Raw genomic sequence first — 14,017 nt, forward strand, 5'->3', positions numbered from 1 at the left:
TCCTGACAGAGGAGAAAAACAGCTTTCCCTCGTCTTAGTAAATGACCGCATTGAAAACATTCGCATTGAAACCGTCCCGGCTGTTCCTGCTCTTCCAGATTTGCCTGCTGCTGCATTTTGCCGGCCCGGCAACGACGGCCTTTGCCCAAAACGAGCCGCCCCGGTTTACCGCCATTACTTCGATGGACGGGCTTTCTGCGAACACCGTAACTGCCATTCTGAAAGACCGGTACGGCCTGCTCTGGTTCGCGACCGACGACGGGCTCAACAAATTCGACGGAACGGGTTTCACCGTGTACAGGCACCAGAAAAAAGACTCGACTTCCCTCAAATCGAACGACGTGTCGGCATTGTATGAAGACCGCGCCGGCCGCATCTGGGTCGGGACGATCATCGGCTCCCTGCATTTGTACGACCGCCGGAAAGATTCATTTGTCAGGATCAAAACCCATCACAGTATCAACACGATCTGCGAGGACGGGCAGGGTAAAATGTGGGTCGGCACCACGCAGGGCCTTGTTATCGTCGATCCAAAGACATTGCATATCAGCACATTTGCCTCCATCGCAGGGAAGCACATTCACCGCGTATTCCGCGACCGGAAGCAGCAGATGTGGGTCGGTACGGGCAATGGTCTTTTCAAATATTTGGCTAAACAAAACCGGCTTCTCCCCGTCGATTACCGGGGCACATCAGGCTATCAGAATGGTTCCGAATTTGTAACGGCCATGGACGAGGACAGTTCGGGAAGCTTGTGGATCGGTACACAGAATGGGCTGTTCGTACTTTCCGCGACCGGCAAACCAATCCGGCATTACAGTTACCAGCCGGGCAGCGCCCAGTCAATCAGCAACAATATGATATTCGCGGTCCGCCCGCAAGGCCGCGACGAGGTATGGGTAGGAACCGACGGCGGCCTGAACATCGTACACACGCGCACGGGACGCATCACGCATCATGCGCCCGACCCGCGCATGCCGTTCAGCATTACCAACAAGTCTATACGCAGCATCCTTACCGACGCTTCGGGCATTACCTGGATGGGAACTTACAAAGGCGGCGTGAACAAATATGACCGGAACCTGACGCTTTTCGGCCTCAAACGCTGCGATCCTTACGACCCGTTCGGCCTCAGCGCACCATTCGTAACCTCTTTTGCAGAGCACCCCGACGGACGCATTTTCGTAGGTACCGACGATGGCGGCGTGAACCTCTACGACCGGAAGACCAACCTTTTCCGCAAATACCCCATTCAGCCGAAGCAAAAATCGGCCTCTGCCGGGCTGGCCGTATTATCGCTCAAACTGACGGCACCGGACGCGCTCTGGATCGGGACTTTCCAGGACGGGCTTTTCCGCCTGAACCCCGCTACCGGCCGGTACGAGCAGTTTTTGCAGGGCCCGGATGCCGGTTCGCTCGGCAACAACAACATTTTTGCGCTAACCCAGGACAAAAAGGGGCAGCTGTGGATCGGTACCAACGGCGGGGGCGTGAATGTGCTGGACCCCAAAACCGGGCATTTCGAAAGGCTTTTCAACCAGAACGTTACCCTGCTCAACCGCATTATTCCCCTGAATGCCTACATCCGCGACATTGTGGAAGACCGGCACGGAAAAATGTGGATCGCGTCGCACGGCACCGGCATCGCTATTTTTGACCCGGAAAAACGTACCTCCATCCTGCTCGACCGGGAAAGGTCCGCATTGCCAAGCAACAATGTGCTCTCGCTGCTGGAAGACAGCCGCGGCAACATCTGGGCCGGTACCGGTGGCGAAGGCCTCGCATTATACGACCCGAAAACGCAAAAGTTCGTCACTTTCGGGGTTAATGAAGGACTTGCGAGCGGGATGATCAATAAGGTTTTGGAGGATGCGCAGGGGCGTATCTGGGTGAGTACCAATGATGGGATCAGCTATTTTGATTTACACAAAAAGAAATTCACCAACTACACCACCCATAACGGCCTGCAAAACAACACTTTCGCATTGGGCGCGGGACTGCGGGCGTCCGACAATATGCTTTTTTTCGGCGGTATCGCGGGTTTTAACTACATCGATACCCGCAGCCTGAAACGCAACCAGGGGCATACGCCGGTGATCCTGCGGGAGCTGAAAGTGGGAAACCGCACCATTACCTCCGCCGATTCGGGCATGATCGATGCGGATATTTCCGTCGCCCGATCGATCCGGCTGGATTACAAGCAGAATTTTTCGATCGGCTACGGCGCGCTCAATTACACCAGTCCCGAACAAACGGCCTACCGGTACCGCCTCGTGGGCCTGCAACATGAGTGGCAGCAGGCAGGCAATGCCACCACGGCCAGTTACACCAACCTCAGCCCCGGTGATTACCGCTTCGAGGTGCAGGCCAGCAGCGACGATAGCGATTGGAGCTCTCCGCCCGCGACGGTCGCCGTAACCGTGAAACCGCCATTTTACCTCACCATTTACGCCTACATTTTTTACGTGCTCGCACCCATTGCGGTGGTGTTCCTCATGCGGCGGCGTGGTATCCGGCGGCTCCACCGCAAATTCAGGGAAGAACAAGCCCGCCGTGAAACCGAGCGCACGCAGGAGCTGAACCGGCTGAAAATCAAGTTTTTGACCAATCTCAGCCACGAATTCCGAACCCCTATTTCGCTCATTCTCGCACCCGTGGAAAACCTGCTCGGCCAGGAATACCAGCCGCAGATCGCGGCCATACGGCGCAATGCGAAACGCCTGCTGAACCTGGTGGACCAGCTGCTGGATTTCAAAAACTTGCAGGAACAGGAGCTCAAAGCCGATCTCCGCCGTGCCGACATCGTGCCGTTCATCCGCGACGCCTGCGATTCTTTCAGCGACCTTTCGCAGCGCAAACGCATTCGGTTCACCTTCGATAGCGCCATTGCGCATTTGCTGATCGATTTCGACGCAGGTAAAATGGAGCGCATTCTGTTCAATTTACTTTCCAACGCATTCAAATTCACACCCGAAGGCGGAGAAGTGGCATTGCAACTGACCTGCGGCACCGACGATGCGCAGCAAAACTGGCTGTACATCAAGGTATCCGACACGGGTATCGGCATTGCACCCGAACATTACGAAAGGATTTTCGACCGGTTCTTCCAGGACGAGGGCGATGCTTCGGTACTCAATCAGGGCAGCGGGATCGGCCTGTCAATCGTCCGGGAATTCGTGCAAATGCACGGCGGGTTCATTACCGTCGGCAGCAATGGCGGCAACGGCAGCATTTTCACGGTAGGGCTGCCTTGCGAAACACTGCTGTTCAACCCCGTTGAAATCGCGCCTTCACCCGCATTTGACGACATTCCGCAACGTGAAACCGTAAACACGAACCAGGCCAACGGCGACGCCTCGCCGGGTGACGATCTGCTGCGCAACGCCTCGCCGGGCAACGATTTGCCGGGTGACGCTTTGCCGCGCATACTGATCGTGGAGGACAATGCGGAGTTCAGACATTACCTCAAAGAAAACCTGGAAGCGCATTACCGCGTGCTGGAAGCAGCCGATGGCCGGGAAGGCTGGCAAAAGGTGTTGAGCTGCCACCCCGAGCTGATTGTGAGCGACATCGCGATGCCCGAAATGGATGGGCTTGCGATGAGCGAAAAGATCCGGTCCGACAAACGCACGAGCCACATCCCGATCATCCTCCTCACGGCGTCGAGCGGCGAAGAGCAGCAATTGAAGGGCCTGAGTTCCGGCGCGAACGACTACCTGACCAAACCCTTCAATTTTGAAATACTGAATGTTAAAATCAATAACCTGCTGCTGCTCAACCGGCTGCTTAAAGATGTGTATTCGAGGCAGATACAGATGACCGGCCGCGACGAGGCGATCGAATCCGGCGATGTGAAACTGCTCCGGGATATCCTTTCCTACATTGACGATAATCTCAATTCCACACAACTTAGCGTCGAAAACCTCGCGCGGCACGTGGGTATGAGCCGCGGGACGCTGTACACCCGGGTGCTGGAACTCAGCGGGCAGTCGCCCATTGAGTTCATCCGGTCGATCAAGCTGGAAAAGGCGGCATTACTGCTCGAAAAAAGCGATATGAACGTTTCGCAGATCTCCTATACCGCCGGTTTTGCCACGCCCAACTATTTCACGAAGTCGTTCAAGGCGAAGTTCAACATGCTGCCTTCGGAGTACAAGACGATGAAACGCAAGCCATTTTTACATACATCACATTGAATTACAATTATTTTAATATGATCGGATTGACCCGGATGAAGATTTCACATTTGCTAACCTTACTCTTCTTCTGCACCGCTATGCCGGCGGTCGCACAGATCCGCCTGCCGAAGCTGATTTCCGATCATATGGTGTTGCAGCGCGATCAGCCGCTCAAAATCTGTGGTTGGGCGTCGCCGAAAGAGCAGGTTACCCTTCAATTTGACCGCAAAACCCATAAAACAACAGCAACCGCCGCTGGAAAATGGGAACTCACCCTTCCCGCACATGCGGCAGGCACGGGTTATGAAATGGTTTTGAAGGGTAAAAATGAAATCCGCATTACCGACGTCGCGTTCGGCGACGTGTGGCTTTGCAGCGGGCAGAGCAATATGGTGATCAACATGGAGCGTGTGAAGGAGCGGTACCCGGCGGATATCGCATCGGCAAACTATCCTGATATCCGCAATTTTTTCATACCCACACGCACCAACCTTGGCGGGCCGACAGCCGATTTTCCCACGGGCGAATGGAAAACGGCCAGCCCCGGTAATGTGCTCGCTTTCGGCGCGGTAGCCTACTTTTTTGCCCGTGAAATTTATGAAAAGCACAAGATACCGATCGGCATTATCAACAGTTCCGTGGGTGGTACGCCTATCGAGGCGTGGATCAGCGAGGGTGGTTTCAGGGATTTTGAGCAAATCCGAAAGACCATCGCGCAAAACCAGGATACCAGCTATGTGAATGCATTCGCCCGCATACCCGCGGCCGTTCCGCAGGAGCGCACGGTAACCGATGCCGGCCGTACGGAAAATTGGGAGAGCAATGCTTACCAGCCAAAAGGATGGCGCAATATCAATATCCCCGGCTTCTGGGAAGATCAGGGATTGAAGGCGCTGGATGGGGTGGTGTGGTTCCGAAAAACGATTGAAATACCTCAGAATTGGGTAGGAAAGGCGGTGAAACTCTACATGGGACGCATTGTGGATGCCGATGAAATGTATGTCAATGGCCGGAAAATAGGGAACATCACCTATCAATATCCGCCGCGCAGGTACGAAATCCCCGCCGATCTGCTCAAACCGGGTCGGAATACTTTTGTGGTGAGGGTTACCAACTCATCGGGAAAAGGCGGTTTCGTGCCCGACAAGCCCTATTTCATGACCACCGGCGGCGATACCATCGATTTGAAAGGCACCTGGCAATACAAAGTAGGCGCAGTATTCCCGCCCATGCAAAATCCCGACCGTTCGCGCCTCGTACACCAGGACCAGCCGACGGCATTGTACAATGCGATGATCGCACCCGTTTTGCCACTAAATATCAAAGGTTTCCTCTGGTACCAGGGCGAATCCAACACCGGTAACCCGGAACCTTACAATGCATTGCTCCCCGCGCTCATCCGCGACTTGCGGACGCGCTGGCGCGACGACCGCCTGCCATTTCTCGTAGCGCAGCTGCCCAATTTCCAGGACATCGATTACACGCCGGCCGAAAGCAATATCGCATTACTCCGCGAGGCGCAGAACAAGGCGCTTACCCTACCCAACACTGCCGTGGCCGTCACCATCGACCTCGGTGAATGGAACGACATTCACCCGCTCAACAAGAAGGATATCGGCAAACGGCTCGCACTGGCGGCGCGAAACCTGGCCTATGGCGAGAAAGACATTACTTACTCCGGCCCTGCCCTCAAATCACAAATCACTGACAATGAAAAGATTATTTTAACCTTCGATCACGTCGCCGACGGCATTGTCGCTTCCGATAGCGAGGCATTGCGCTGGTTTGCGTTGGCCGGCGACGATGGAAAGTTCTATTGGGCCAAAGCGGAAATTCTCGGGAAAGACCGGGTTGCATTGCACAGCGAACAGGTCAAATCGCCCAGATACGTGCGCTACGCCTGGCAGGATAATCCCGAGGGCGTCAATTTTTACAATTCGGCCGGGTTGCCGGCGTCGCCATTCCGGACGGATGGGCAGAAGCCCGGCAGCCTGGAAGCGGAAAAACGCTAAACTCAGCTATCAGACATTTTTTAACCATTGAAATAAATGAAAACCTTGCCCCTGCTTTTACTCTTCATCGCCTTTTCCCTTACCTCCGCCGCCGACGACGGTTACCGCCTCTGGCTCCGCTACGAACGCATCACCGACCCGGCCGTGCGCACGGCTTACAACAAGACATTCAGCTTTATAGCCGTTTCCGACACAAGCGATATCAGTCATAATGCGGCGAAAGAACTGCAAGCCGGCATTGGTGCGATGACGGGCAAGCACATTCCGATCGTCAAAACTATGCCGAAAAGCGGCCGGGGTATCCGGCTCAGCCTGTCCGGTGCCACCGATGTCACAGCGGTCAAGGCCGATAGCTACGTCATCAGCCTCGAGGGCGGGAATGTGGTCATCAAAAGCGCCGGAAACACGGGGTTGCTGTACGGCAGTTTTGCATTACTAAGGCATTTGCAGCAGCATTTGCCGATCGAAAAAGCCGTTTCGCAAAGCAAACCGAAGATCCAGCTGCGGATGCTCAACCATTGGGATAACCCCGAGGGCACCATCGAGCGCGGGTATGCGGGCTCGTCGTTGTGGAAATGGTATGAGTTGCCCGAGACCGTCGATCCGCGGTATACCGATTATGCCCGTGCGAATGCTTCGATCGGGATTAATGGTACGGTGGTCAATAATGTGAATGCGAGCGCGCGCTTTCTGACGGCGGAATATTTGCACAAAGTGGCCGCATTGGCAGGTGTTTTCAGGAAATATGGTATTAAAACCTATCTATCCATTCACTTCGCCGCACCCAAAACGCTGGGCGGGCTGAAAACTTCCGACCCGCTCGACCCGGAGGTCCGGAAATGGTGGATGGAAAAAACAAAGGAGGTTTACAGCATCATCCCCGACTTCGGAGGTTTTCTCGTGAAAGCCAATTCCGAAGGCGAACCGGGTCCGCAGGATTACGGCCGTACCCACGCCGACGGCGCCAATATGCTTGCCGAAGCACTCGCCCCTTTCAACGGCGTGGTAATCTGGCGGGCATTCGTGTACAAAGCCGATCCCAATGCCGACCGTTTCAAAGCGGCTTACGATGAATTTGCGAGCCTCGACGGAAAGTTTGCGAAAAATGTGATTGTACAGGTCAAAAACGGCCCGATCGATTTCCAGCCCCGCGAGCCATTTTCGCCGCTGTTCGGTAATATGCCCAAAACGCCGCTTGGAATGGAATTTCAGCTCACGCAGGAATACCTGGGCTTTGCCACACACTGGGTTTACGAAGCCCCGATTTTCAAGGAATGCCTCGATGCCGATACTTATGTGAAAGGCAAAGGCTCCACCGTCGCCAGCATTGTGGACGGTTCACTGCACAATTACCCGCTCACCTGCATGGCCGGCGTGGCCAATACCGGCTCCGACCGCAGCTGGACAGGCCATCCGATGGCGCAGGCCAACTGGTACGCATTCGGCCGCCTGGCCTGGGACCATACGCTGAGCGCCCAAGCCATCGCACGCGAGTGGGCGCAACTCACATTGACCACCCAGCCAAAGCCCGTAGCGGCCATTACCGACATTATGCTGCGTTCACGGGATATTTACGTGGATTACAACACGCCGCTCGGCCTCTCGCGCCCGTGGACAGGTGCCCATTACGCACCCGAGCCCTGGCAAAACCGCAGCTCCCGCCCCGACTGGACCGCCATCTACTACCACCGCGCCGACAGCCTCGGCCTGGGCTTCGACCGGACCGCTACCGGCAGCAACGCATTACAGCAGTACCGCCCCGAAGTAACCCGCGCCTGGGCCAACCCCGAAACCTGCCCGCTCCCCTACCTGCTTTGGTTCCATCACATTTCGTGGTCTCAAAAACTCAGCTCGGGCAGAACGCTATGGGACGAACTCTGCCACCGCTTCTACACCGGCGCCGAGTCGGTAGTATGGATGCAAAAACAATGGGCAAGCGTGCAATCGTCCATCGATCCAACGCTTCACGCAGATGTGACAGGACGGCTTTTGAAGCAGCACAAGGAAGCAATTTGGTGGCGTGATGCCTGGATGTTGTATTTGCAGACGTTTTCCAAACAGGCCATTCCAGCTATTTACCGGAGACCGGAAAGGACTTTGGAGGAGGTTAAGGAGGGTGTTAACGTTTATTTGATGCGGTAAGGCTAACCGGAAGTGCCGAGTTTTTTCAGCATTTTACACCAGTTGATCCGATCTTTCGTAAATTTATCGTAGGTTCTTACTATCTACTATAAATATTTAGCAATAAGTGAGAAGGCACGAACTATGGTTACCATTGAGCAAATATCAGACTATGTTATATTCAGATGCAAGTCTGAGGGGAACACCGACCTGAGTGTCTTGAAACATCAAAAATTGCTGTACTATATTCAAGCCTGGTATCTGGCGTTCTACCATGTTCCACTTTTTAATGGAAGTTTTGAAGCGTGGATACATGGGCCTGTCAACCGAACTATTTATGACAGATATAAGGACAGCAAATATATTTATAGCGAAATGGATTTGGCAGATATTACGGATCTGACCATTGTCAATCGTCTGGATCACCATGTAAAACTTCATGTGGATGCTGTGCTAGATGCTTATGCCGGATTTTCGGCCACTCAATTAGAGGTTATGACTCATCAAGAGCAGCCTTGGGTTGAGGCAAGGAAGGGATATGCACCTTACGAAAGGTGTGAAACAGTGATTGACAACTATACGATGCAAGATTATTACTCCGCTCGACTATCGTCATGAAAAAATCGCCTGTAGTCGGGCAAAACGTACCGATTAATAAGCCAAAACTAGCAAACATTCCAGACCAACACCGTTGGTCTTTTTCTTTTCAATATTTTCAGCAAATCGAATTCTTTGGTTTAGGAGATTTGGGTGGAAATTGGTTTGTGTCCCTGCTTGAAAAGCTCCGTGATTTGTCGAAAATGAGCATAGACAGTTTCATAAAGGATCGAGTTACAACCAACAGGCATCGATATCATCGGATAAATTGGGAAGCAACAAATATTCCCATTCAAAGAAAGGATGTTAGTTGGGTTGATAGACGATATTTAGATAATGAAGATGAATATCCGTTTGTACAGTTTCAAATTTCAAAAGCATTGGGTAGAGTCATTGGCTTTTGGGACGAAACCCATCAACATTTCTACATAGTTTTACTCGATCCAAAGCATAATATGCAACCATCGAAGGACTATGAATACAAAGTTGATGAAACATCAATTGAGCATTGTGAATTTTTGTCGTTATTGGCTGATATAGACCGCATAAAAGGGATCAAATGTACTGACGAAAATTGCGTATGTAAAGCAAAACTAAATGAGCTCCCAACCAATCTCAATCGAGGTAGATTTGTCTATTTTCAACTTGATGATGAATACTACGATGACTTTCTTGAAAAAACCCAAAGCAAGAGCGTCAAACAAATTATCGAACTGGGCCTGCTAAGCCACTAGAATCAACCATTTTAGTGCAAATTTCTACAACTTGCCTAGTATTTAGCCCGCATCCCCATACTTCAACAAACTCTTATCCGGCACCAGCGGGCCCATGAGGAACAGCATAATCAGCAACCCCACGAGCGCCACCAGCCCGAAACCCAGGAACAGAATATTGTAGGCATAATGGTAGCCCATTTCTGCGGCATTGTTTTTAAGTATAATCCCTGAAACCGACTGAAAAACGGCGCCGCCCAGCCCTGTACCCACGCACGCCATGCCCCAGACGGACGCAGCCGAGTTTTTAGGCACCACATCGGCCGGAAATGTGAGCGTGTTGGCGGTGTATGCGGTGTAGCCAAAACCCGCCAATCCGAATACGATCAATGCGGAAAGCGGCGTCGAGATCACAAATGGCCCGATTAGCAGCGGTAATATCATAATGAGGCTGGCAATGGTGACAGCCACTTTCCGCGCTCTTGGAATGGGCATTCCTCTTTTGATAATGTATTGGGTAAAATACCCGCCGGCAATGTTACCGACGTCGGCGATGATGAACGGGATCATGGCCAGCCAGCCGATCTGCTTCATTTCCAAATGGTGTACATCCACGAGGTAACGGCCGATCCAGAACGTGACGAAGTACCAAACGGGGTCCATGAAGGTTTTGGATAAGGTAAACATCCGCACAAACCTTGTTTTCAGCAGCGCCGTTACCGGTACACGCATTACCTCCTTTTTTTCTTCTTTGTTTTCTTTCGGTGTGTAATAAATAAACCAGAATATCGCCAGCCACAAATAGCCGCACAATGCGAGGATCACGAACGTGGCCTGCCAGCCGTAGTTGACGCCCAGTAATGCCACCAATGGCGGCACGATCACCGCGCCCAGCGCCGAGCCGCTGTTGAAAATACCCGACGCCGTCGACCGCTCGTGCGGCGGAAACCATTCCGTGGTAAGACGGATGGCCGCGGGCCAGTTACCAGCTTCGCCGATACCGAGCATAAACCTGCATATGCCGAATTGTAAAGGCGTGGCGGCGAACGCGTGGACGAGCCCCGCGGTGGTCCAGAATGCCATGCAAAGGGAGTAGCCTATCCGGGTACCGAGGCGGTCGATCACAAAACCCGAAAATGCATTCGAGATCATGTAGGCGGCGAAGAATGCGGTACCGATGTAGCCAAATGCATCGTCCGGGATCAGCCTCCGCAGCTCGCCCTCGGCGCTCAGGTAGTTGAACGACAGCCTGTGTACGTAGTTGAGCACCGTCGCCAGGAAGGCCATACCGACCATGACCCATCGCATCCCCGACATTTTGATCGCCGGGGACACGGGTATTTGATTTTCTACCATTCAAATGCAGGTTTTAAGAATGTAAATGGAATCTCAGAGCTGGGAGAGCGGCGTAAGCCTCGGGGTATCTGCTGAAACCGAAAGCCGGTTTTGCAGCGGCCTGCCTTGCCCTTCCCAATGCACGGTCATGAGGTCGTCGTTTTCGAGCAGCAGCTTGCTGCCGAAACTGAATGCGTCGGCGCCGAAGAAATGCACGTGGGCTTGGAGCGGCAGCCGGTGGCCGGGGTATTTGAAATGGTGGTATTCGAGGTTTTCGAGGCTTTGGGCCATGTTCTGCTCACCGGTGCGGATGTCGGCGCTCCATTTGACGTGCGCACCTTTCGATACTTTTACATTTCCACGAATGTCCCTGAAATCACCCCCTACTACAAGTTCCGGGCCGATGGCGCATTGCCTGAGCTTGGACGGCGCGAGGTAGAGGTAATTCTTTTTCTCCATCACATGGTCCGAAAACTCGTTGCCGGTGGCGAAGCCGATGCGGTAAGGCACGCCTTGCCGGTCGACAATGTAAATGCCCGCGATTTCCGGTTCTTCTCCCCCGTCGTCGCCAAAGTCGGGTACTTCGAGCGTCTCGCCGTGCGCCCGCAGGACGGAGCCGTTGCCTTTGTAAAACCATTCCGGCTGCACACCGATTTCGCCGGCTGCCGGAAAGCCGTTTGCTACGCCCCATTCATACATGATAATGCTGTCGGTGGGCTTGGTACCTTCCGTGGCGGCGTGCATGGCCTGGCGGTTGAGGGCGCTGTTTTTGTGGGTGAGCCCGGTACCGGCTACAAGGCAGCGGAACGGGTCGCCGGGGCAGTCGAATGCCGGGAGCAGCGTCCATTCGCTGCTACCATTGTAGACGTCGTCATAATGCAGCTTCGTGTCCGTACGCGCGGCCAGAAGCAGGTCCGCGAGCGGCTTTTTTTGATCGATGGCTGCCAACGCGGCTTCGTAAACCGATTTCGGTCCATTTAAAAGCACCAAAGAAGGCTCTTCCACGATGGCCACGGCCCTACCCTGCTGCGGGTGTGCGATCTGTACGACTCTTGTCATGTTTTGCATTAATATCATTTAAAAATCACACATCCTACTGCGTCACCCAGCCGCCGTCGATCGAAAAGCAGCCGCCGGTGGAATAGCTCGAAGCCTTGCTGGCCAAATACAATGCAATGCCGCCAATCTCGTGCAGTTCGCCCCATCGGCCCATCGGGATCTTGGAAATGAACGCTTTGTATTTTTCGGGATCGTTGATGAGCGGCAAGTTAAGGTCCGTCGCGAACGGGCCGGGCAGGATCGCATTCACGGTAATGCCGTCGAGCGCTACTTCCATGGCCAGCGAGCGGGTAAGCTGCAAAATGGCACCTTTGCTCGTCGCGTAGGGCGTGCGCTCGGGGATAGCCGTGAGCGCTAGCATGGAGCCGATGTTGATGATCCGGCCGTAACCGTTTTCCTTCATCACGGGCACCACTTCGCGGCAAGCGAGCCAGGTACCGGTCACATTCACGCTTTGTACTTTGTTGAAATCGTCCAGCGAAAGCGCCTCGATAGGCCCGCGGATATTGATACCGGCCGAATTGACCAGGATATCTATTTTTCCAAAAGCCGCGACGGCCGTTTTGACCGTTGATTGAATACTGGCCTCGGACGTCACGTCGCACCCGACACTAATGCAGCTGACGTCGTAAGTATCTTTGAGCAGCTGCTCCGATTCCCTGTTCACGGCCTCGTCGCGCGCCGCGATGACGATATTGGCACCAGCTTCGGCCAGGGCTTTGGCCATTGCCAGTCCCAGCCCGCGGTTACCGCCTACCACGAGCGCGGTTTGCCCGTGCAGTTTGAAAAGGTCCAGAATGCTCTGTTGCATAGTTAGCGTTTCCATATTGCCTATTCAGTAATGATGAAATGTTCGAGACCTTCGGTTTTCAGGGTTAAACCTACCCCCGGCAATGTGTCGCTCAGCTGCACCCGCCCGTTTTCGGCAATCGCCTCGCCGTCGAAAATGTACCAGAACATTTCATTGCCCACCTCGATCTCCGTTTGCGGGAAATATTCGGCCATCGGGCTCGCGAACGAGCTCAGTACCACGTGCAGGTTATGCATTTGCCCGCCGTGCGGGATCACCTCTATGCCGTGTGCGAGGGCCATATTACAGATTTTCTGTGCCTCGGTGAAGCCGCCCACCCGGTTGGTATCAAACTGGAAAATATCCAGGGCACCGGTTTGAAGCAGGTCGTGGAAGCCGTAGCGGGTGTATTCGTGCTCGCCGCCGGAGAGCGGGATGTCGGTGTACTGCCGGAGTTTGGCAAAATTGTGGATCTCGTCCGGCAGGAGCAGTTCCTCGGCCCAGCGGAGGTTGTACGGTTCCAGCGCTTTCAAGAACTGCTTCGCATAGGCGAGGTTGAAACCCATATAACCTTCCAGCATTACGTTAATGTCGTCACCAACGGCTTCGCGCACCACTTTCGCCATTTCTACATTCTTCCGCATGCCCGCTACGCCTTCGGTCAATGGATAGCCGCAGCGCAGTTTCATACCCGAAAAACCCTGCTCCTTGTAATGCACGGCCTCTGCTTGGAGGCTGTCGAGGTCGCGGGTGTAGAGGCGGCTGTAATAGGTTTCGATGTCGGGGGTCGTACGCCCGCCCATGAGCATGAACACGGGCTGGTTCATCACCTTTCCTTTGATATCCCAAAGGGCAATATCGATGGCGCTGATGGCCGCGATAACGGTGCCTTTCCTGCCGAATGCGACCGTGGAGCGGTACATTTTTTCGAACAGATACTCGGTATTCAAAGGATTTTCCCCTAGCAGGATCGGCGTCAGTTTACTGTCTATCACAGCCTTGGTCACGTCCGGGCTCAGCCCCGCATTGCCGTAGCCGATATGCCCCTCGTCGGTTTCCACTTCCACCACCAGCCAGCTGAAAAACCGGAAGGCCGCCTGTGAATCGGTTTGGGAATGAATAGGACTGAGCGGCGTGGCAAACACTGTATTGGTCGTCAGCACGGGCCCTGTCCATTTATATAATTTCGCTGTTACTCTTTTGATTTTCATT

Annotated in this window: 9 protein-coding genes; 5 read left to right on the top strand and 4 right to left on the bottom strand. The window is 53.8% G+C overall.

What is annotated here, in order from left to right; translation table 11 throughout:
- Positions 1-41: 41 nt before the first annotated feature.
- The 5 genes from BLQ88_RS12925 (at position 42) to BLQ88_RS12945 (ending at position 9,642) form a co-directional block, all read left to right on the top strand.
- Positions 42-4,196 carry a hybrid sensor histidine kinase/response regulator transcription factor gene (locus BLQ88_RS12925; protein ID WP_090150237.1) on the top strand — a complete coding sequence of 1,385 codons (4,155 nt, stop codon included), beginning with the start codon at positions 42-44 and terminating at the stop codon, positions 4,194-4,196.
- Positions 4,197-4,213: 17 nt separating this feature from the next.
- Positions 4,214-6,190, top strand: coding sequence for a sialate O-acetylesterase (locus BLQ88_RS12930; RefSeq protein WP_229212684.1), 1,977 nt, complete (start codon positions 4,214-4,216; stop codon positions 6,188-6,190).
- 36 nt (positions 6,191-6,226) lie between these two features.
- Complete coding sequence (locus tag BLQ88_RS12935; protein WP_090150240.1) at positions 6,227-8,332, top strand: alpha-glucuronidase family glycosyl hydrolase; 2,106 nt, start codon at positions 6,227-6,229, stop codon at positions 8,330-8,332.
- Positions 8,333-8,530: 198 nt separating this feature from the next.
- Complete coding sequence (locus tag BLQ88_RS12940; RefSeq protein ID WP_218132908.1) at positions 8,531-8,929, top strand: Panacea domain-containing protein; 399 nt, start codon at positions 8,531-8,533, stop codon at positions 8,927-8,929.
- Positions 8,926-9,642 carry a UU032 domain-containing protein gene (locus BLQ88_RS12945; protein ID WP_090150248.1) on the top strand — a complete coding sequence of 239 codons (717 nt, stop codon included), beginning with the start codon at positions 8,926-8,928 and terminating at the stop codon, positions 9,640-9,642. The genes BLQ88_RS12940 and BLQ88_RS12945 overlap by 4 nt, the downstream gene beginning before the upstream one ends.
- A gap of 42 nt (positions 9,643-9,684) precedes the next feature.
- On the opposite strand, the gene BLQ88_RS12950 is transcribed toward BLQ88_RS12945, so the two are convergent.
- Genes BLQ88_RS12950 through BLQ88_RS12965 form a run of 4 tightly spaced genes read right to left on the bottom strand, consistent with a single transcriptional unit; the run spans position 9,685 to position 14,016 of the window.
- Complete coding sequence (locus BLQ88_RS12950) at positions 9,685-10,977, bottom strand: MFS transporter (protein WP_090150251.1); 1,293 nt, start codon at positions 10,975-10,977, stop codon at positions 9,685-9,687.
- Between the two features lie 33 nt (positions 10,978-11,010).
- The gene (araD1, locus tag BLQ88_RS12955) at positions 11,011-12,015 is read right to left on the bottom strand and encodes an AraD1 family protein (protein WP_176884984.1); all 1,005 of its coding nucleotides are present in this window, start codon (positions 12,013-12,015) and stop codon (positions 11,011-11,013) included.
- A 34-nt stretch (positions 12,016-12,049) separates the two neighbouring features.
- Complete coding sequence (locus BLQ88_RS12960; RefSeq protein WP_218132909.1) at positions 12,050-12,841, bottom strand: SDR family NAD(P)-dependent oxidoreductase; 792 nt, start codon at positions 12,839-12,841, stop codon at positions 12,050-12,052.
- Between the two features lie 5 nt (positions 12,842-12,846).
- Entirely contained in the window at positions 12,847-14,016 is a 1,170-nt protein-coding gene (locus BLQ88_RS12965) for an enolase C-terminal domain-like protein (RefSeq protein ID WP_090150259.1), read from the bottom strand.
- Position 14,017: the final 1 nt, after the last annotated feature.

Origin of the sequence: Dyadobacter soli (genome assembly GCF_900101885.1) — a bacterium.
Classification (GTDB): domain Bacteria; phylum Bacteroidota; class Bacteroidia; order Cytophagales; family Spirosomataceae; genus Dyadobacter; species Dyadobacter soli.